We start from the raw sequence: 20550 nt of genomic DNA on the forward strand, positions 1-20550 counted from the left end.
AGATAGTATTATTGAAAAGTATGATGTACATGTATAGAGAATCAAGCTTATTATAATGCTAAGATTTATAGTATAAGAAAAAATAAGGTAGAGAAGCATAAAACTTTACTACCTTATTGTGTAAGCTATAAAAACTTTTCAACTAACTCTTTTAAAATCTTACCATGTCTACACTCATCTTCACCGGCAGTATGTACAGCCTGAGCAGCTTCTGTAAGACCTAATTTATCAAGAACTTTAGATAATTCTTTTATTTTTTCACCAGCAGAAATTTCACCACTAGACATTGTGCTTAAAGCATCATGCAAATTTTCATTTGTATGACCATTTAGTGCTGCATATAAGCCACCATGGCGAGCTTCATCAGCAGAAATTTTTTTTAATTCCTCTGCTAATTCAGGTAACCCTTTCTCTTGAGCTACTATTGCAAAAGCTTGATAAGTTGCAGCACCTATTGCTTCAGCTTTCCACATTTCATTAATTTTTTCTTCTAAATCTGTACCTTTAGTTAGACCGATTAAACTCATAACAAACCTCCATATTAAAATTGATTTAAATAATATATAACATAATTTAATTGAATAAAATTAGATTAACATTTTAATAAATCAATGTCAATAGATTCTACCTTTATTAGATATATATTATCATAACATTTCAAGCTGATATAGTTAGAGAATGCAGTTGCTAATTTAGATTTATTATTGCTTAATATACTATATAATAAATATTAATTAATATATATTATCTCATAATAGTGTATAATTATATCTATAGTGTTAATTGGAGAATAACTATAAAAGATAGATTGGGTAAAAAAGATGTATTCAACTTTTTATTTAGCTAATTTCTGTATAATTCAAAGTTATAATTTCTAGTAATTATATGGGAAAAGAGGAATATGAGTCCAAATGTCGAATATTATAAATGTGGGTATTTAAAATGCAAAAAAACAAATATTAGGGTGGTGTAGGAATGGAATGTCTACAGGAAACAAATGATAGCTTAGAAGAGTGGGAGAGTTTTATATCAATTATAAATAATAATCCTACTGCAAGACAGATTACATTGGAATCATGGAAACGATGTAGTGAATTAGGGATAAACCCTGAAAGAATAAAATTTAAATTCTTATCAGATAAAGACTTAAAAAAAAAGATAAAAGAAAATTCACAACTTATTGAAGTTTCAAGGTTATATATGGATTCTTTATCTATGAGTCTAACTGGAATACCTCATATTGTAGCTTTATCAGATAAAGATGGATGGATTGTTGATTATAGAGGTACCCCGGAAGAGCTTGGAGGAAAAAAAGCAGGACTATGTATTGGAGCAAGTTGGTCAGAAAAGAATATAGGAAATAATGGTGCAGGTACAGCATTAGCAACGGGAGAACCAGTTCTAGTTTATGGAGTAGAACATTATGGGACTGTTTATGGTGGATGTGCATGTATTGGTGTTCCTATAAAGTATGATAACAAAATTATTGGTGCAATGGATATAAGTGTACCGGTTAAGTATGCACGGCCAGAAAGACTTCATATACTGATAGCTTGTGTAAATTCAATTGAATCAACAATTATGTATGTAAATAATAATAACAATAAATCTCCGGCAGAGCATATAAATTTACAAGCAACAAGTGAGTTAATTGCAACAGCAGTTCATGATCTTAAAAATCCATTGTCAGTAATTAGAGGCTTAGGGCAATTAGGAATGATAACTTCTGAGAAAGCAAAGATTGATAATTATTTAAGTAGAATAATAACGCAAGCTGATGAGATGAATGATATGATTATAGAGCTTTTGAGTATATTTAAGCCAGAAAAACTTATACCTCAGGAGGTTATGCCAATAATAGAAAGGATTGTAGGTTCCTTTGAGCCTATTTGCGAACATAAAAAAATTAAGTTATCACTCAACAATAATTTAGATGAACACATAAATATGTCTGAAAAGCTACTAAAGAGAGCAATTGAAAATATTATAAATAATGCCGTACAAATAATGGATGATGGCGGAGAAATTAAGGTTTTAACAGAAAAATATGAAGATTTCATAATAATTCAAATTAAAGATACAGCAGGAGGTATACCAGAAGATTTAAGTGAGACTCTATTTGAACCTTTTTCATTTAGAAGAAGTGGTGGTACAGGGTTAGGGTTATTTATGGCATATCATACTGTTACTAACATTCATAAGGGGCAAATATGGTTCAAAACAGAATTAGGTATAGGAACCACGTTTTTTATTAAATTGCCGATAGCAAAAAATATTGAAAATTCAATAATTGACTTCCATAAATTTATATAAGATCTAAACAAAGAAATAATTGGCCATAATATATGAATTTACACTTAAAATAAGAATATATAAAAAATAGAGATAGCGTTTAAACTAGGTAGATAATTGAGCTATCTCTTTTTTGTTATATGAAATTGCATCTTAATTATGGACAGTATTTAGATAAAATATACCATTAATTAATTAATGGTATATTTTCTTTAAGAAAAAGTTAATGCACCTTGACCTAATATTACAATTCTATCACTGTTTCTAATGGGTTTTAGTGGAAACTTTTGAGAGCGTGAATCTAAGGATATAGCTTGTTGTATTTTCTGCTCAGAATCAAATACAACTATAAATCCTCTGTATTCAGATAAATTTTGAACGCTATAGGAGACGTTTTCCATAAGGCCTAGGTCTCTTAGGTTATAAAATCCTTCTTTAAAAGTTCGTGGTTGATTTATTTGAGCTACTGCAGTAGCAGTGTTAATGCTAAATGACAGAAATAAAAAAATGGAAAGTATTGAAATAAACTTTTTCAATTCAGGAACCCCTTTCGCAATTATAATATTATAAAATTTAAATATATCAAATTTATTATGTGAAAGTAGAAAAAATATATTCTTTGCCAATTATCGTTAAAAGATTTTATAGGTGGCATTATAAGTTTGTAGACATACTTTAGATGTATGAAGTAATATTATTGTAAGAAGTAGATAAAATGGTTTATGATAAAGAGTTATTTTTAATAGAAAACAATTTTAAGATAAATTTTGAAGGTAAGCTGATGAATTTTAATATTCCTATATATAGAAATATTAATCGCTATTTTGTACCTATGCTAGAATTTATAAACCAAATAGGAGGTAGAATTAATATCAAGGAAAGTAAAGTGACTATAATCATTAAAGAAAAATCGCTGATATATATAGATTATGATATTGATGATTATAAATTTACTATGATTGGTAGCGTATTATATATATCGTTATTTGATATGTGCAGATTATTAAATATAAGATCTAGATGGGATTATAGTAGGAGTAGTATTTCACTTTACTGGGATAGGAATGAGTATAAGAGCTGTAAAAATATTTATGGAAGAGTTGCTTTAATTCGATTGGAAGACATAACAGCGGGCGGCAGGTATTTGGATTCTGATAATTTAGAGAAACTTAGAGTAGTTGCAGATTATATGTTTTCAACTGGCATACAATTTCATATAGCATGGATACCAAGATTTATTGATCCACCAAATGGAATTGACAATGATATATCAAAAGACTATAGTATGCCAAATGCTGACTTTTTATTTACAATGGAGTATTTACTGAATAGGAATGGAATAATTGGTTTACATGGTTATACTCATCAGTATGGTGATGAAGTAAGCGCAGATGGTACTGAGTTTAATGCAGAAAGGAATAATGATGAAAAAAGTATAAGAAAAAGAGTTGAAGCGGCTATTAATACGGCAAAGAAATTGGAACTGCCTGCTAAGTTTTTTGAGACACCTCACTATGCAGCTACTGCATTTCAACAAAGTATTTTTGAACAATATTTTGATATAGTTTATGAATCATTTGTAGGTATCTGGGGGGAAAGAATAGTTAAAAGTCCTAGAAATCACAGAACTTTGTATATCCCTACACCTTTAGGATATGTGGAAGAGAAAGACGGTATTAATAAGATGCTTGATAGAATAAATAATTTAAATGAAGCAACATTAGCTAGTTTGTTTTATCATCCATATATTGATTTTGAATATATAACTCTTAAAAATGGTATTGGTGGATACACAATGAGTAATTATTCAAAGGATTCACCGCTTCACAAAATAGTAAAAGCATTATATTATAAGGGATGTAACTTTACAAAAATCACAGACTTAGGCTTCAATAATAAGAAAGATGAGTTTATTAAATTATTCTGTAATTTCTTGAAATTACACAAGCATTCTAAATTAAGATAATATTATAAGTATATGAATTTATCATTAAAAGAAGAGAATAAACCATATTTATTGAAAGATTAATCAATTTGTTTGTATAAAGAAAGGAAAAATATAAATGAAATTTAGAAAAGCAGTTGAAAGAGATATCAATGATATAATGAGAATTATTAAACAGGCACAAGGTTACTTTAAAGAACAAGGAATTAATCAATGGCAGAATAATTATCCTAATCCTGAAACAATAAGAAACGATATTAATAATAAACATAGTTATATATTATCAAAAGATAATAATATCGTTGCTACGGCAGCGGTTTCTTTTGACGGAGAAAAAACATATGATTCTATTTATGAAGGGGGCTGGATTACTAATAATCAATATGCAGTCATTCATAGAATAGCGGTAGATAATACTTATAAAGGATTAGGATTATCATCTGAAATTATTAAAAACGTGGAAGAGCTTTGTTTAAATAGAGGAATACATAGCATAAAAGTAGATACACACGAAGAAAACATATCTATGCAAAAGCTGCTTAAGAAAAACAAATTCCAGTATTGTGGAATAATTTATTTAGAAGACGGGAATAAAAGAATAGCATTTGAGAGAATTCTATAATCTTAAAATATTCACGTTCTTTCTGTAAAGAATACGGACAAGGATCGTGGATTATTAGTAGTATTAGATAATTACACTACTTTACGGGGGCAGAATTACAGCTGAGTTGCTTTTTTTCATAATAATGAGTGAAAAAGTCAAATAAATCGAAATTATTACTTTAATTTCGATTTGTTTGACTTTATAAACCAAGAATAGAATATATAAATCTTCTATTCACTTTTAAAGTTTAATAGCAATGCAGAATTTATAATAACTGCAACTGAGCCTAAGTTGTGAACTAATGCTCCAAGTATTGGATTTAATATACCTGTCATTGCAAGTATTATAGCTATAAAGTTTAGCAACATAGAAAGAGATAAATTCCATTTGATTGTAGTCATGGTTTTTTGTGACAGACTAAGCAAATGAGGAATAGATTTTATATCATCACTAACAAGAGCAATATCTGCTGCATCAACAGCAATATCACTTCCAATACCACCCATTGCAATACCTACATATGCTTTTTTAAGTGCTGGAGCATCATTAATTCCATCTCCAATCATGCATATCATTTCGTTATTATTTTGATATTCTTCGATTGCAGACAATTTATCCTCTGGTAAACATTCAGAATGAATATCAGTAATGCCAACGTTTTTCGCAATATGAGAAGCAGCTTGGGGATTGTCACCAGTTAATAAGATACTTTCTACATTGATTGAGTTCAGTTTTTCAATCATGGATTTAGAATCCTTACGTAATGTATCTGATAAAACTATGAAACCAGAAGTTTGTGAGTTAACAGCCACATAGATAACTGTACATCCTTCTTTTATAAAAGTTGATGACTTGTCTAATATTTTTTTTGGTATTTCTATAGAATTTTCAGTTAATAGTTCAGTATTCCCAGCAAGAATCGTATTACCTGTAACTATTGATTTAACACCACGACCTGCAATAAGTTCAAATTCTTGAGGATCTTCAAGAGTCGAGCCTGATGTAGTCTTAAAATGTGAAAGAATAGACTTACCTAATGGATGCTCAGAACGAAGTTCTGCAGAAGCTGTTATCTCTAGTAGTTTTTCTGAACTAATATTTTCATTAAAACTTTCAATTGCTACAACAGCAGGTTTTCCATATGTTAAAGTACCAGTTTTATCAAATGCAATTCTCTTTACTTTTGCTAATCTTTCAAGTGCGTCACCTTCACGAATAAGAATACCATGCTTTGTAGCATTTCCTATACCAGCCATAATAGCAGTAGGGGTTGCAAGAACTAAAGCACAAGGACAAAATACAACAAGTATCGTAACAGCACGAATAATTTCTCCGGTAACAAACCAAGTACCAGCCGCTGATACAAGGGCAATTACAACTATCCAGGTAGCCCATTTATCTGCCATTCCAACAATTTTAGCTTTGCTTGCATCAGCAGATTCAACAAGTTTGATCATTCTCTTAAGGGAACTATCTTCATCAACTTTTGTTGCTTTCATATCAAATGCACCAAATTGGTTAACTGTTCCGCTGAACACTTCATCACCTACACCTTTGTCAACTGGTAGAGATTCACCTGTCATTACAGCTTGGTTAATAGATGTTTGTCCAGAAATAATGAGACCATCAACAGCAATAGTTTCACCAGGGAGTACACGAAGAATATCAGAAATTTTAACTTCTTCAGCTGGGATGATATTTTCTATGCCATCACGAATGACTCTAGCTGTCGGAGGCGTAAGATTTACTAATTTTTCAATACCTGCACGTGCTTTTGCAACAGTACGCTCCTCTAATAAGGCACCTAATGTCATAATAAAAGCAACTTCACCCGCAGCAAAAGTTTCACCAATTAAAACAGATGCAACCAGTGCAATGGCAACTAAAACGTCTGCTTTAATATCAAATTCAGTTATAAGTCCTTCAATGGCACCTTTTACAATAGGTAAGCCACATAAAATAATAGCCACCCAAGCTATATCAATTTTAAAGCTCCAAATATGTAAAAAGCTAATAAGTAGTGAGAAAGCGGATAACATTAGAAACAACATAGTGCGTTTATCTTCATCTTCAAAAAAATATTTTAGTTTATTCATTTTACCACCTATCCCATCCTTGAAAAATGTTCTACTGCTTTAGCAAATTCAGCGATTGTTTTATCTGCATCACCATGTTCAATCCCATCACGAACGCAGTGTTGTAAATGTCCTTCTAAAACTACCTGACCAACTTTATGTAATGCACTTTTAGCTGCATTAATTTGTATTAAAATATCTTCACAAGGAACATCTTTATTTATCATTTCTGAAATACCTCTAAGCTGGCCTTCTATTTTTTTAATTCTAGTTTGAATTTTTGGAACATCCATACATTGACGCATATTAGCATCCTCCTCGAATAATTTTTTTTGAATTTTATACCCTAGGGGGTATAGGTATATATTAATAATGAAAATCATTTTTGTCAATTGCTATTTGCTATAAATTTAGTAAGAATTAGAATACCTTGGTTGCATATGTGCCAAAAATATTAATTACTTTTATAAAATGAGTAATCGAATTATATTATGGATTTATTGACAGTCAGTGGGACTTGCTGTAAAATGAGCTTAATGAAAATTTGATTTAAAGTTAAGAGGGAGTAGCTGCCTTTAAAAAGGTGATGAAGTCAACATACTGACCTTAGGTCTGGCTTTATCGTAACTAATCTTAGTTAAGTGAGACTTTTAGCGCAATATTTGTGTTTTGATATAAGAGTTTTTATCTAGCTCATTAAAAATTCTTATATCAGAACACATTATTGTGCTGAAGGTCTTTATTTTTTTATTTAATAAATAGTATCAGTGATTCTTATGGTTGGGAGTATGCTTTTGGACAATCTAAGCTAGGGATCAAAGAAGTAACCTAAATCAAGTTTGAGTTGATAAAAAAGTACACAAAGAAGGAGAGCTAGGTTTAATAAGTAATATAATTTGGAGGTATTAAAAATGGCATCATTTATTAAGGCATTATTACTAGTGGTAGTTGCAGAGATGGGTGATAAGACGCAGCTTCTGGCAATGGTAAGTAAGTACAAAGCTAAACAAGTATTACTTGGAGTACTAATTGCAACTATTTTAAATCATGCATTAGCAGTTGCAGTGGGAAGTTACTTAAGCTCTGTAATTCCAATGGATTTAGTGAAAATTATAGCAGCAGTATCTTTTTTAGCCTTTGGTCTTTGGACAATACGTGGAGATAAATTAGACGATGAAGAAAATAAGAAAGTAAAATTTGGTCCGATTGTTACAGTAGCTATTGCATTTTTCTTAGCAGAAATGGGAGATAAGACTCAGCTTATGACAATAACTATAGCGGCAGAAAATCAGCAGCCACTTTTTATTTTAATGGGAACCACAGTTGGAATGCTTATTGCAGATGGCATAGGAATTTTAGGGGGAGCATGGATGTGTAAACATATACCAGATATATATATAAAATGGGTAGCTGGCGCAATCTTCATATTCTTTGGAACATTAACTGTGTATAATTCAGTTCCAGCAGCGTTCTTAGGACCGATATATATTGTTTTATACTTAGCCCTTATGGGATTACTGATTTATCTTTTTGGAGTAAAGTTTGCATACTTTGGTCAAGTATGTGATATAGCATCAGCTAAGAAAGATGATTCGTTAGATGTTGAAAGTGAAGAAGAAATTAAGAAAAGAGCTTAATATTAAATTAAGCAACAATCAATGTAAAACATAATCAATAGAAATCTATAATAGAGTTATGGAAGATTATCATAGCTCTATTTATTTTATAAAGACCAATCGTAAATATATTTTCATGATTATTTTATTAAAACCATCTTCCAATTGATTATAGTTAAATTCATTATGTCCAAACAATTTTCAATTCAAAAAGTATTATAGAAAGTAACAGTTAGCAGAGAAAAATAATATAATACAATTGATATTAAATTATTGTATGGGAGAAATTAACGTGTTATCAACTGGTAATTTTATACGACAATCCTTGGAATTACATCTTTTCTTTGCGAGAATTATGAAGGAACATTCATTTTTCTTGGAAATAGGCTTTACACCAAAGAATTCAAATTATATAGAAGAAGCAGATGCTTTTAGAATGGGCTTCGACAATCTTTTATATGATGTAATCACTGCTTCAGAAGGTGTTGTAAGTGATGATGTACTACAATCTGGTGAAGTAGTAACTCCTTTTACACTTGAAGCTGAAAAAGCGTCAGCATATTTTACAGGAGTGAAAATTGCAACTGATCTTACTAAAGTGGAAGCTGAATTAATGAGTAATTCTTTTAGCAGACATAATCATGAGGAACTCGAGAAAAAAGTATTTGCCATTAACAATAGAGCATTGGAATTGACAGCTGGTTTAATAAGGTTTAAATCTAGACTATTATCGGATGTTTTATCATGTAAGGTGTTTACAGTTAACTATCCTTTGCTCATTGATCATATTATGAGAGAAGCAAAACTTTATTTTACTTTAGTTAAAAGGTTACAAAATCGTGAAGAAATTAATATAGAGAGAGAGGCGTATGAACAAGAGGCTTTTTGGAATAGAATTATGGCTGAACATTCAAAATTTATACGAGGATTACTAGATCCAACTGAAGATGAGCTAATAAATACAGCAAATAACTTTGGTCATCAGTTTGATATATTGACTAGAGAAGCAAGAGAAGCTATTAATCAATCAATACCAATTTCTAAAGTTACAGATGAAAGTCTAGAAGCGACCAAGGCAATAAGGAATTTTAAGGCACAAGGAACTCAAGGATTAGTGGAATGTAAGATTAAATCTATAATAATACCATTGTTAGGAGATCATACGTTACGTGAAGCAAATCACTATTTACGCTTGCTCAAAATATTTAAAAAAGCTGATTATATGGAATAAGAATAAATTTAGTTTTATACTAGAGTTCTAAAAGAAAACTCTAGTATAATAGCATTGAAGTTTTTACCCACAAGAGGTATAGACTTCTTTTTTGTCCTTATATTTTTATTTTATAAATATCTTGCATTATTTTTCGACATAATTTATAATGATAATCGAGTTTAATTGATAAATATTTTCAATAAAGTTAAGGTGGATTTAATTTTAATATTAAATATCTTTTCTAAGATTATATGGAAAATTAAAAATTATAGAGGATTACCCTATATTTCATAAGAAATATTTTACATATAATAAAAATTACAAAAGAGAAGGAAGTGATAATCGTTGCGTAAGTTATTTACATTGTTACTGGCGGTATTTTTGATGCTACCTATGTTTGAAATCAAAGTGCTCGCAGCAGATGCGAAGGCAGATTTGTCTAAGAGCAATGAGTTTATTGAAAAATCACTTGAAGCTGTAAAAGCAGATGATTTTTCTAAGGGAAAAGATTTTTATGAGGAATATAATGAAGCTTGGATTGATCTTGAAGATGGAGTAAAGGAGAAATCGAAACAAGCTTATGGAGATATTGAAGGTAAAATGGGAATGGTAAAGTTTTTACTTTCTCAAGACCCAGTTCAAAAAGATAAGATTATAAATGCTTTAGAAGATTTAGAAAAAACTAATAAAGAATTTATAGAGGGAAAAAGTAATATCCAAGAAACAAAAAGTAAAGGGGAAACAGCAACTATAAAAGATTTAGTTTCACTTTTAGAAAAAGCAAAGAGTCAGATTGAAAGCGGAAATGATGATGAAGCAGTTAAAACTATGGACACTTTTAGTTCATCTTGGCTTGATATAGAAGGAGTAGTTTTAACAAAATCAAAGACTGTATATGATGATGCTGAAAGAGATATGGTTAGTGCAAAAGCTTATCTTACAGTAGATCCAATTCAAAAGGATAAAGCAATAAAAGTTATTGATAGAATGCATGGATATTTATCTTTATTAGATGGAAATACATCATACGGTATAGTAGATGTAATTACAATTATACTTCGAGAAGGTTTAGAAGCGCTTTTGGTTGTAATTGCTTTACTAGGTTTTCTGAAGAAATCAGACCAAGAAGATAAGAAAACATGGATATATGGTGGAGTAGTAATTGGAAGCATAGTAAGTATTGTACTAGCTGTTTTGGTTAAACTTTTATTTACATCAGGAACATTTGGGAATAATAATTTCTTAATATCAGGATGGACAGGTGTATTTGCAGCTGTAATGCTTATTTACGTAAGTTATTGGTTACACAGTAAATCGGAAGTATCTTCACGTAATCACAGTATACAGGACAAAAGTTATAAGTCATTAGCTAATGGAAGCTTATTTTCTTTAGGATTTTTAGCGTTTTTAGCAGTATTTAGAGAAGGAACTGAAGTTGTTCTTTTCTACATTGGAATGGCATCTTCAATTAAGTTAAGTGATTTATTCTTAGGAATAGCATTAGGATTTGCAATACTTATAATAATAGCTGTTTTAATGCTAAAGATAGGTTTACGTATTCCAATGAAGCCATTTTTCTTAGTATCTAGTCTTTTAGTATTTTATTTAGGCTTCAAATTTACAGGAATGGGAATCAATGGCCTTCAACTAGCTGGATTATTATCAGCAACTACTAGTGATGCGTTGCCAACAATATCTGCACTTGCAGTATATCCAACTTGGCAAGGAGTAGTGCCTCAAGTATTATTAGTTGTTATAGCAGTAGTAGTGACATTACATAACAAATTAAAAAGAAATTAAAACAAAAGAAAAAATATGAAAAAGAAATTAGCAGGAGGATTTATTTATGAAATCAGTAAGAAACGTATTATTAGCAGCAGTATTAGGAACAGCAATAACAGTAACAGGGTGTGGAGTGCAAAAAACTGAGCAGGCTAAGCCAGCTGAAAGTACTACACAAACATCATCACAAGAAATAAAGACATTTACTATGAATGATGCAAGTAACAATATGAGAAATATTCTTAAAGATATGAAAACTCAAGTGTCTAATAAAGAGGAAGATAAAGTTAGTGAAGGTGGTACGAAATTAGAGAATTCTTGGAAGGAATTTGAAGATAAATTTGAAGAAGATTTAAAGGACAAGTATTTAGATTTATATGTTAAGATTGAGGATCCACTAGAAGTTATTGAGGCAGCATCTAAGGTAAAACCTCTAGATACAAAAGTTTTAAATGAATCAATAGACAAACTAGATGCAGAATTAGTGAAATTACAAAAGAATGATGCAACTGCAACTGGTCTTGATAATATGAGAAGTGCGTTAAAAGAAATGAACTCGGAATTAAATAACAAAGAAGAGGACAAAGCTATTAAGACATCTGAAAAATTAGAAGAGAATTGGAAACCAATTGAAGATGGAATAAAAGAAATCAACAAAGACCTTTATGAAAAAGTTGAATCACCATTAGGAGCTATTAATGCAGGAGTAAAAGTAAATCCACTTGATGCAAAATCATTAACTGCTTCAATCGATGATTTAGATAAGACAATAGAGCAATTACAAAAATCTATTGCTTTCTCAACAGCTCCTCAAGATATGAAAACAGCTTTAGCTAAAATTAAGAAATTTACATCACCTGTAAATGAAGAAAAAGTTACAAAATATGCTGCAAGATTAGAAAAGTACTGGAGTACTAGTGAAGATATTGTAAAACAAAAAGATGCTAAACTTTACGAAAGAATCGAAGTACCTATGGGAGCAATACAATCATCTGCAAAGGCAAACCCAATAGATACAAATACAATAACATCTGCATCAGGAGAATTAGATAAATTATTAACTGAAATGCAAAACTTAAAATAGATTTTAAGCAGGCTGCTGATATAAATAATTGGCAGTCTGTTTTTTATTATAAATAATATTTTAAGTTTGAAATTAATTGTAGGAACTAATAGAAATCTGTGTATAGTATCTAAAAAAAAGGAATACTAAGCATGAGGTGATTTACATGGAAAGTGTATGGAGTTCTGAGGTTAATTTTAGAAAAAGAGAAACTCTGAATCAAGATATTCAATGTGACGTTCTTATAATAGGGGCAGGAATGGCAGGACTGCTCACAGCATATATGTTAAATAAAAGTGGGAGAGAGGTTGTTGTAATTGATGCTAGAAGTATAGCAGGAGGAGTTACTAAAAATACAACTGCTAAAATAACATCTCAGCATGATTTAATTTATGATAGTATCATTAAGGAATTTGGTGAAGAAAGTGCCAGTCAATATGCTAGAGCTAATGAACTTGCAATAAAGAGATACAAGGAAATAATTGATGCAGAAAAAATTGATTGTGATTTTGAACATAAAGATGCATACTTGTATACTTTAGATAACATCCAAAGTCTAGAAGATGAATATGAGGCAGCAAAAAGATTAGGAATTGATGCAGAACTGGTAGATGAAGTAAGCATTCCTGTAGGCGCTAAAAAGGCGTTAAAATTTAAGAATCAAGCGCAGTTTAATCCGCTAAAATTCTTAAGACCAATTTCTGAACAACTAACTATTTATGAAAATACAGTAGCTCTTGATATTACTGAAGATAATACTGTAGTTACAAAGAATGATAAGAAAATTAAAGCAAATAAAATAGTTGTTGCATCACATTACCCATTCTTAAATACTCCAGGTTACTATTTTATGAGAATGCATCAAGAAAGAGCATATGCTATAGCCTTAGAAAATGCGCAAGATGTTAATGGAATGTATAAAGGTATTGATAAAACAGGATATTCATTTAGAAATTATAAGAACTTATTATTATTTAGTGGTGCAGTAAGAAGAACTGGGGAGAACGAAGAAGGTGGAGCATACGAAGAATTAAGAAAAGCTGCCAAAGAATTTTATCCAAACGCAACAGAAAAATATCATTGGTCAACTCAAGATTGTATGACTTTAGACAATATCCCTTACATAGGTCAGTACTCATCTAAAACTCCTAATATGTATGTTGAAACAGGGTTTAAAAAATGGGGAATGACTACTTCAATGGTTGCAGCAATGATAATAAGTGATATGATTCTTGGAAATGAAAATGACTTCTCTGAAATATTCTCACCAAGAAGATTTGATATGTCAGCATCTATGAAAAATGCTGCAAAGGACCTTGTTATAACTGCAAAAAACTTTATTGCAGAAAGGGTGAATCTTCCAGAGGAAACCTTAAATAGCATTGAAAATGGCCATGGAGGCATCATAGAATATAAGGGTAAAAAGACTGGAGTTTATAAGGACAATGAAGGTAAAGTATATACAGTATCAACCAAGTGTGCTCATTTAGGCTGCGAAGTTAAATGGAATGCTGATGATTTAACATGGGACTGTCCTTGTCATGGCTCAAGATATAATTACGAGGGAATCTGGATAGAAAGCCCTACTAATAAGTGTCTTCATGAAGTGTAGAACTGTACTATAGATACTAGGATAAGTCTGTTACTTAAAATATATAATTTATAAGTTAAAAAAGCTGTCTTAAAATATTTGAATTTTAGATGGCTTTTTTTGATTTGGGTAAAACTAATGAGGCTTTTATGTGTTTTTTGGAAAACTATTTTGATATGATGTCTTGACATTATTACTAATTAGTAATAATATTATACCCATGGATAAGAATAAAGTTACTTATGGAGAATTAAATGATTTAAATTTAAAAGCTGTAATAGCATTAAGCCGATGCATACAAAGCGTTAATAAAAGAGAACTTAAAATTATAAAAGAGGGAGGATTAACTTTTCCGCAATTTGGAGTACTTGAAGTACTGTATCATAAAGGAGACTTAAGAGTCAGTGAAATATTAGAAAAAACTCTTTCAACTGGTGGAAATATGACTGTTGTTATAGATAACTTAGCTAAGGATAATTTAATTGAGAGACGTCCTGATCCTAAGGATAGACGTGCAAGTTTGATAAGCATCTCTGAAAAAGGAAGAAAGCTTATGAGCGAACTCTTCCCTAAGCATGTAGATAATTTAAGTGAAATTTTTAGCGCTTTAAGTGTTGAAGAAAAGAAGAATTTAATAAATACCTTAAAGAAATTATCAGGTGTATAATTACACCTTAATTTTTAAATAAATAGTACTAATTAGTAATTAACTAATTAGTAGTTATATTGGGTAAGGGAGTTAAGACAAGAGTGAAGAAGTAAGAGTTGAGGATAAAACTCTTCGAGTTTGTTAATAATACTTTTTAACTATTAACTCTTATATATTACTTATTCATAAATTATATTTTGGAAATATGATTTAAAATTTGAAGGAGGTAGATAAAAAATGTTAAGAAGAATTGATAGTGGAAATATGGGCAGTAGTAATTTAGGATGGTTAAGAAGCAAATTTCATTTTTCATTTGCAGAATACTATAATCCACATAATATAAAGTTTGGCGTTTTAAGAGTTATAAATGATGATTTAGTTGAACCTAACACTGGATTTGATACTCATCCACATAGAAATATGGAAATAATATCATATGTAGTTAATGGTGAACTTACACATGGAGACAGCATGGGAAATAAAAATACAATAACTCGTGGTCATGTTCAATACATGAGTGCTGGCACAGGGGTATACCATAGTGAACATAATTTAGGAAAAGATAAATTGAGATTTTTACAGATATGGATATTCCCAGATAAGGAAGATTATAAGCCTAATTATGGAGACTATACATTTGAGTGGAGTGATAGACAAAATAAGTTGCTTCATATGGTTTCAAGTAAAAATGGAAATGCACCAATAAAAATAAATCAGGATATAAATATTTATTCTTTAGAACTTGATAAAGGAAAAGAAATTAATTTTAAAGTTAATGAAAGAAGACAGGCATATTTGGTTCAAATAGAAGGCGACTCTATAATAAATGATATTGAGTTAAATGATAGAGATGGAATAGAAATAGTTGAGGAAGATATTTTAATCAAAGCCAAAGAGACATCTCATATTTTGATTTTAGAAATGAAGAAAGAAAATTAATATATAAAATACAAATGATGATTTAAAATAATGGAGGGAATAAAAAAGATGATAAAATCAATAATTTCAAAGATAAAAAAATGTACATGTGGAGATAAAGCAGAGAATAATAAAATAGTATGTGGATGTTTCAAAGTTACTCAACAAGATTTAGAAAATGCTATTAAAAATGGTGCAAATTCATTTGAAGAAGTGCAAGCTATTACAAAAGTTGGCACAGGCTGTGGCAGATGCGTAAATGGTAACAAAGATTTAGTTAATAAGTTATTATTAGATAAGAAAATTAATGAAAATCAAATAGTGTGTGGATGCTTTAAAGTTACAGTACAAGATTTAGCTAATGCAATTAAGAATGGTGCAAATTCATTTGAAGAAGTGCAAGCTATTACGAAAGTTGGTACTGGTTGTGGTAATTGCATAGAAAGTAATAAAGAATTAGTTGCTCAATTATTAGCAAGGTAATAATTAGTAGTATATACATTGATTATCAGGAAAACTTTGATAAGATTTTATCTGATGTCTAGCAACTGTAACCAACCACTTCTTTAAATGGGGGGACAGTGGTACGACCATAGATAAGTTGAGCCTTGTGGGTATAAGTTCCGCTAATCTTCAGAGGGAGATTAGTTGAACTTTATAAATAGTATAAGAATAAAAAGAGGGATTAATAATGAATGATTTTTTGAAAATTGTAAGAGAAAGAAGATCAGCTAATAAATTTATTGAAAATATTACAATACCTAGAGAAGATTTTAATGATATATTTAGAGAACTTTCATTGGCACCTTCTGCTTTTAATTTGCAACATGCTAGATATTATGTTGTAGAAGATAAAGAGCTTATGGGGAAAGTTTATGATGCGTCATTTAAACAATACAAAATAAAAACTGCTTCGGCAACTATAATTGTTACAGGTGATAAAAATGCATACTTATCAGCGGATAAAATTTATGAAGGCTCAATGATGCTTGGAATGCTTGGTAAAACTGAATATGAAATCATGATTAGTACTATCAATAGTCTTTATGAGGGATGGGGAGAAGAATTTAAGCATGACGAAGCTATAAGAAATGCCTCATTGTCAGCAATGCTATTTATGTTATTAGCTAAAAATAAAGGCTGGGACACATGCCCGATGATCTATTTTGAGAACGAGAAGGTTGGTAAGTTATTAAATATACCAGAGAATGAAGTTCCAGTTTTAATGATTACTATGGGAAAAATGGACAAGAGTAGTGATAAAATTAGAGGATATAGAAAGCCAGCTGCTGAATTCGTGAAATTTTATTAATCAAAGCTTTTGCGCCAAAGATATGCATATTGAACTTCGAGTTAAACATGCTTTGAATTTCAATATTAGCATACATAATAAAGATGAAAGTGTTAAAACTAACAATTGTTAAAAGATCTCATATTTAAATCTAAAAACAGTTAAAGGAGACGATATAATGGATGATGATAAAGTAATATGCGGATGCAAAAATGTTAAGGTACAAGATATAAAGAATGCCATTGCTAATGGTGCAAAATCATTTGAAGAAGTTCAAGAAAAAACTGAAGTAGGAACTGGATGTGGCCATTGCGTAGAAAACAATAGAGCATTAGTTGATGAATTACTAGGAAAGTAACATAAACATAAAAATGCTAAATACTATACCAACCATGATACCACTTACATAAAGATGCCTATGCATCCTTATGTGGTGGTTCTTTTTGTTTATGGTAACTAGTCTTAATGAAACAATGTATGTTGTTTTAAAGTTTTCTATCCCCATAAAATTCACACAAATAAATGTTAGAATACGTTCAGAAGTTGTAAGTATAGATGGAAGGAAAACTCAAAGAATTAAATGGTTTTAAAAAATTAAAATCTTATATTATGGAGGTTATTAAAAATTGATTAGATTAATTCAGCAAAATTTATTCTTAGGAATTGTTATTGTAGTTCTTATAATAGTTATTGCAGCTTATGTAGTTAATAAAAATAAGAAAGAAAATGAAGATACTATTGTAAGAGAATTTTATGGACTTGGTACAATAATAAGATTAAGAGTAGATGGAAGAAATGGAGAAAGAGCCATTCAAGAAGCTATAGATAGACTTAATGTTATAGAAAATAAGATGTCTGTATTTAAAGAATTTAGCGAGATCTCCATGATAAATAAAAATGCTGGAGTATCAAGTCAAGAGGTAAGCACAGATACTTACTTTGTAATAAAAAAAGCAGTGGAATACAGCAGATTATCAGAAGGGACTTTTGATCCAACTATAAAGCCTATAGTAAGTCTATGGCGTATAGGAAGTGATAATCCTAGAATACCAAGTAAAAGTGAAATTACAAATAATCTTAAGCTCGTTAATTACGAGGATATAATTCTTGATGAAAAAAATCTTTCAATAGGTTTAAAACATCCGAACCAAGCAATTGATGTTGGCGGGATAGCTAAAGGATATGCTGCAGATGAAGTAAAGAAAGTTTTTAAAAATAATAGGATTAAGAGCGCTTTAATTGATCTTGGAGGAAATATTTATGCCTTGGGCACAAAGCCTGATAAAACCTTATGGAACGTAGGTATTCAAAATCCTATTGATACTCGTGGAGAACATATTGGAGTTATTAGAGTGGAAAATAAATCTGTAGTTACATCAGGGAATTATGAAAGGTATTTTACGAAGGAAGGAAAAATATATCACCATATAATTGATCCTAAAACAGGATATCCTTCTGAAAGTGAGATTATAAGTTCAACAATAATTTCTGATCACTCCATTGATGGGGATGGACTATCTACAGGGGTTTATATTATGGGGCTTGAAAAGAGTATTAAACTAATAGAATCTTTAAAAGGAATTGATGCTATTTTTATTACTAAAAATAAAGAAGTATATGCAACCTCAGGAATAAAAAATAATTTTAAGATAACCAATACAGAATTTAATTACAAGGATAGCCTATAAGAGAAAAACAAATTTATTAACATGAATAGTAGAATGGGAGAGAGACGATGAAAAAAGCAATATCAAAGTTACAAGGATTGAGATTAATTTCTCAAATTATATTTTTAATTTTAATGCCAGAATTAGTTGCAGTGATTTTTAATCAATTTAAAAAGCTATACTCAATGGTTCTTAAAGGAAATTTTGATGTAATATCAGTATGGCCTCAATTATTAGCAATGATTACAATTTTTATTATAACCATAGTACTTGGGAGATTCTTTTGTGGATGGCTTTGTACCTTTGGAGCTATTAATGATTTTATCTACATGATATCAAAAAAAGTATTTAAAACAAAATTCAAAGTAAATGAAAAAGTAGATTCCATATTAAAATATTTAAAATATGTTATTTTACTATTTATAATAGTAGTTATTTGGACAAGTGGTAGTACAGCGTTTGATAGTTATAGTCCTTGGGATGCATTTGCACAGCTTGATAATATTTCGGGTGCTATAGCAGGTTATACAGGAGGATTTATAATACTTTCAATAATAGCAATTGGAGCAGTTTTTATAGAAAGATTTTTCTGTAGATATCTTTGCCCACTTGGAGCTGTCTTTTCAATCTTATCGAAGGCTAGAATTCTAAAAATAAAGAAACTTAGAGATAAGTGTGGACCTTGTAGAATATGTACAAATAATTGTTCAATGGGAATAAAGCTTTATGAAATGGATAAGGTGAGCAGTGGAGAATGTATAAATTGTTTTAAGTGCATAGATGTTTGTCCTAGAAAAAATACTAAAGTAAATATTTTAGGTGAAGATGTCAATCCATTACTTCCTAGTGCAATTGCAATTGCTGCATTTACAGGGGTGAATGCTTTAGGTGGTGTTATGAATGACGGAATGACTAATCATTCATCAAATAATACAGCTGCAAGTAGTTCTGATATTAATAAATCTGAGCAAAAGAAATATAAAGATGGCACATATACAGGTGTAGGAAAAGGTAAGAATCCAGATTTAAAAGTTGCAGTTACTATAAAAGACGACAAAATCACGAATGTAGAAATAGTATCTAATAATGAAACAAAAGGTAAAGAAGCAATAAATACTATCCCGAGCAAAATTTTAGAAAAACAATCTACAGATGTTGATGTAGTTTCAGGAGCTACAATGACAAGTAAGGGAATTATGGAAGCAGTAAATGATGCATTAAGTCAAGCAGAAATCAAAGATGTTAAGCAAAAGAAATATAATGATGGAACATATACAGGTGTTGGACAAGGTAAAAATCCAGATTTAAAAGTTGCAGTTACAGTAAAAGATGATAAAATCGCAAATGTTGAAATAGTATCTAACAATGAAACAAAAGGAAAAGAAGCCTTAAATACAGTACCTAAGGAAATCATAGATACACAATCCACAAGCGTTGATGTAGTATCAGGAGCTACAATGACAAGTAAAGGAATCATGGAAGCAGTAAATAATGCTTTAAGTCAAGCAGAAATAAATGTTTCATCAACAGCTAATAATCAAGGGAAATATAATGATGGAACTTATGATGGAATTGGACAAGGTAAAAGTCCAAATTTAAAAGTAGCAGTTACAGTAAAAGATGATAAAATCACAAATGTAGAGATTGTATCTAATAATGAAACAAAAGGAAAGGAAGCTTTAGCAGTAATTCCGAGTGAAATTATAGAAAAACAATCTACAGAGGTGGATGCAGTATCGGGTGCGACAATGACAAGTAAGGGAATTATAATGGCTGTAAATGATGCACTAAATCAAGCAGTAAGAAATAATTAATTCTCCTAATACAGACATAATTAAATTTCT

20 protein-coding genes and 1 riboswitch are annotated in these 20550 nt (G+C 30.2%); of the genes, 16 read left to right on the top strand and 4 right to left on the bottom strand.

Going from position 1 to position 20550, the window contains the following annotated elements:
* Nucleotides 1-125: 125 nt before the first annotated feature.
* Nucleotides 126-527, bottom strand: a complete 402-nt coding sequence (locus tag T483_RS0123065) for a ferritin-like domain-containing protein (RefSeq protein WP_026888942.1) — start codon at nt 525-527, stop codon at nt 126-128.
* Between the two features lie 448 nt (nt 528-975).
* Between T483_RS0123065 and T483_RS0123070 the strand changes: the two genes are divergently transcribed.
* A complete protein-coding gene (locus T483_RS0123070) occupies nt 976-2313 on the top strand; it encodes an ATP-binding protein (RefSeq protein ID WP_026888943.1) in 1338 nt (445 codons plus the stop codon).
* 191 nt (nt 2314-2504) lie between these two features.
* Here T483_RS0123070 and T483_RS0123075 read toward each other — a convergent pair whose 3' ends face one another.
* Nucleotides 2505-2828: a hypothetical protein gene (locus T483_RS0123075; RefSeq protein ID WP_026888944.1), complete on the bottom strand. Its 324-nt coding sequence runs from the start codon at nt 2826-2828 to the stop codon at nt 2505-2507.
* 179 nt (nt 2829-3007) lie between these two features.
* Between T483_RS0123075 and T483_RS0123080 the strand changes: the two genes are divergently transcribed.
* Both T483_RS0123080 and T483_RS0123085 read left to right on the top strand, forming a co-directional pair.
* On the top strand, nt 3008-4258 hold the full coding sequence (locus tag T483_RS0123080) for a DUF2334 domain-containing protein (RefSeq protein WP_026888945.1): 1251 nt from the start codon (nt 3008-3010) through the stop codon (nt 4256-4258).
* A gap of 97 nt (nt 4259-4355) precedes the next feature.
* Nucleotides 4356-4859, top strand: a complete 504-nt coding sequence (locus tag T483_RS0123085; RefSeq protein WP_026888946.1) for a GNAT family N-acetyltransferase — start codon at nt 4356-4358, stop codon at nt 4857-4859.
* Between the two features lie 212 nt (nt 4860-5071).
* Here the strand turns inward: T483_RS0123085 and T483_RS0123090 are convergent, their stop codons facing one another.
* Both T483_RS0123090 and T483_RS0123095 read right to left on the bottom strand, forming a co-directional pair.
* Nucleotides 5072-6937: a heavy metal translocating P-type ATPase gene (locus T483_RS0123090; protein ID WP_026888947.1), complete on the bottom strand. Its 1866-nt coding sequence runs from the start codon at nt 6935-6937 to the stop codon at nt 5072-5074.
* An 8-nt stretch (nt 6938-6945) separates the two neighbouring features.
* Nucleotides 6946-7221, bottom strand: a complete 276-nt coding sequence (locus tag T483_RS0123095) for a metal-sensing transcriptional repressor (protein ID WP_026888948.1) — start codon at nt 7219-7221, stop codon at nt 6946-6948.
* A gap of 243 nt (nt 7222-7464) precedes the next feature.
* A riboswitch (yybP-ykoY riboswitch) is annotated at nt 7465-7582 on the top strand.
* Between the two features lie 245 nt (nt 7583-7827).
* Here T483_RS0123095 and T483_RS0123100 point away from each other — a divergent pair.
* The 13 genes from T483_RS0123100 to T483_RS0123160 all read left to right on the top strand — a co-directional run bounded on the left by T483_RS0123100 (nt 7828) and on the right by T483_RS0123160 (nt 20520).
* On the top strand, nt 7828-8553 hold the full coding sequence (locus T483_RS0123100) for a TMEM165/GDT1 family protein (RefSeq protein ID WP_026888949.1): 726 nt from the start codon (nt 7828-7830) through the stop codon (nt 8551-8553).
* Between the two features lie 271 nt (nt 8554-8824).
* Nucleotides 8825-9763, top strand: coding sequence for a DUF2935 domain-containing protein (locus tag T483_RS0123105; RefSeq protein WP_026888950.1), 939 nt, complete (start codon nt 8825-8827; stop codon nt 9761-9763).
* 327 nt (nt 9764-10090) lie between these two features.
* Nucleotides 10091-11545: an FTR1 family iron permease gene (locus T483_RS0123110; RefSeq protein ID WP_026888951.1), complete on the top strand. Its 1455-nt coding sequence runs from the start codon at nt 10091-10093 to the stop codon at nt 11543-11545.
* A gap of 46 nt (nt 11546-11591) precedes the next feature.
* Nucleotides 11592-12611, top strand: coding sequence for a hypothetical protein (locus tag T483_RS0123115; RefSeq protein ID WP_026888952.1), 1020 nt, complete (start codon nt 11592-11594; stop codon nt 12609-12611).
* A 145-nt stretch (nt 12612-12756) separates the two neighbouring features.
* Complete coding sequence (locus T483_RS0123120) at nt 12757-14202, top strand: FAD-dependent oxidoreductase (protein WP_026888953.1); 1446 nt, start codon at nt 12757-12759, stop codon at nt 14200-14202.
* Between the two features lie 199 nt (nt 14203-14401).
* Nucleotides 14402-14848 carry a MarR family winged helix-turn-helix transcriptional regulator gene (locus T483_RS0123125; protein WP_026888954.1) on the top strand — a complete coding sequence of 149 codons (447 nt, stop codon included), beginning with the start codon at nt 14402-14404 and terminating at the stop codon, nt 14846-14848.
* Nucleotides 14849-15067: 219 nt separating this feature from the next.
* The gene (locus tag T483_RS0123130; protein ID WP_026888955.1) at nt 15068-15769 is read left to right on the top strand and encodes a pirin family protein; all 702 of its coding nucleotides are present in this window, start codon (nt 15068-15070) and stop codon (nt 15767-15769) included.
* Nucleotides 15770-15817: 48 nt separating this feature from the next.
* Nucleotides 15818-16231, top strand: a complete 414-nt coding sequence (locus T483_RS0123135) for a (2Fe-2S)-binding protein (protein ID WP_026888956.1) — start codon at nt 15818-15820, stop codon at nt 16229-16231.
* Nucleotides 16232-16439: 208 nt separating this feature from the next.
* Nucleotides 16440-17060, top strand: a complete 621-nt coding sequence (locus T483_RS0123140) for a nitroreductase family protein (protein WP_026888957.1) — start codon at nt 16440-16442, stop codon at nt 17058-17060.
* A gap of 157 nt (nt 17061-17217) precedes the next feature.
* Nucleotides 17218-17397: a (2Fe-2S)-binding protein gene (locus T483_RS0123145; protein ID WP_026888958.1), complete on the top strand. Its 180-nt coding sequence runs from the start codon at nt 17218-17220 to the stop codon at nt 17395-17397.
* An 85-nt stretch (nt 17398-17482) separates the two neighbouring features.
* Nucleotides 17483-17629: a hypothetical protein gene (locus T483_RS31285; RefSeq protein WP_155268535.1), complete on the top strand. Its 147-nt coding sequence runs from the start codon at nt 17483-17485 to the stop codon at nt 17627-17629.
* Nucleotides 17630-17665: 36 nt separating this feature from the next.
* The gene (locus T483_RS0123155; protein ID WP_035790511.1) at nt 17666-18727 is read left to right on the top strand and encodes an FAD:protein FMN transferase; all 1062 of its coding nucleotides are present in this window, start codon (nt 17666-17668) and stop codon (nt 18725-18727) included.
* Between the two features lie 47 nt (nt 18728-18774).
* Nucleotides 18775-20520, top strand: a complete 1746-nt coding sequence (locus T483_RS0123160; RefSeq protein ID WP_026888960.1) for an FMN-binding protein — start codon at nt 18775-18777, stop codon at nt 20518-20520.
* Nucleotides 20521-20550: the final 30 nt, after the last annotated feature.

Origin of the sequence: Clostridium beijerinckii HUN142 (assembly GCF_000621745.1) — a bacterium.
In the GTDB taxonomy this organism is placed as follows: Bacteria; Bacillota; Clostridia; order Clostridiales; family Clostridiaceae; genus Clostridium; species Clostridium beijerinckii_A.

Excerpts from the sequence above, each read along its gene's own strand:
- T483_RS0123115 (WP_026888952.1), top strand. The coding sequence starts at position 11,592 with ATGAAATCAGTAAGAAACGTATTATTAGCAGCAGTATTAGGAACAGCA.
- T483_RS0123090 (WP_026888947.1), bottom strand. The coding sequence starts at position 6,937 with ATGAATAAACTAAAATATTTTTTTGAAGATGAAGATAAACGCACTATG.
- T483_RS0123145 (WP_026888958.1), top strand. The coding sequence starts at position 17,218 with ATGGATGATGATAAAGTAATATGCGGATGCAAAAATGTTAAGGTACAA.
- T483_RS0123130 (WP_026888955.1), top strand. The coding sequence starts at position 15,068 with ATGTTAAGAAGAATTGATAGTGGAAATATGGGCAGTAGTAATTTAGGA.
- T483_RS0123070 (WP_026888943.1), top strand. The coding sequence starts at position 976 with ATGGAATGTCTACAGGAAACAAATGATAGCTTAGAAGAGTGGGAGAGT.
- T483_RS0123140 (WP_026888957.1), top strand. The coding sequence starts at position 16,440 with ATGAATGATTTTTTGAAAATTGTAAGAGAAAGAAGATCAGCTAATAAA.
- T483_RS0123160 (WP_026888960.1), top strand. The coding sequence starts at position 18,775 with ATGAAAAAAGCAATATCAAAGTTACAAGGATTGAGATTAATTTCTCAA.
- T483_RS0123065 (WP_026888942.1), bottom strand. The coding sequence starts at position 527 with ATGAGTTTAATCGGTCTAACTAAAGGTACAGATTTAGAAGAAAAAATT.
- T483_RS0123135 (WP_026888956.1), top strand. The coding sequence starts at position 15,818 with ATGATAAAATCAATAATTTCAAAGATAAAAAAATGTACATGTGGAGAT.
- T483_RS0123120 (WP_026888953.1), top strand. The coding sequence starts at position 12,757 with ATGGAAAGTGTATGGAGTTCTGAGGTTAATTTTAGAAAAAGAGAAACT.
- T483_RS0123095 (WP_026888948.1), bottom strand. The coding sequence starts at position 7,221 with ATGCGTCAATGTATGGATGTTCCAAAAATTCAAACTAGAATTAAAAAA.
- T483_RS0123085 (WP_026888946.1), top strand. The coding sequence starts at position 4,356 with ATGAAATTTAGAAAAGCAGTTGAAAGAGATATCAATGATATAATGAGA.
- T483_RS0123125 (WP_026888954.1), top strand. The coding sequence starts at position 14,402 with ATGGATAAGAATAAAGTTACTTATGGAGAATTAAATGATTTAAATTTA.
- T483_RS0123080 (WP_026888945.1), top strand. The coding sequence starts at position 3,008 with ATGGTTTATGATAAAGAGTTATTTTTAATAGAAAACAATTTTAAGATA.
- T483_RS0123100 (WP_026888949.1), top strand. The coding sequence starts at position 7,828 with ATGGCATCATTTATTAAGGCATTATTACTAGTGGTAGTTGCAGAGATG.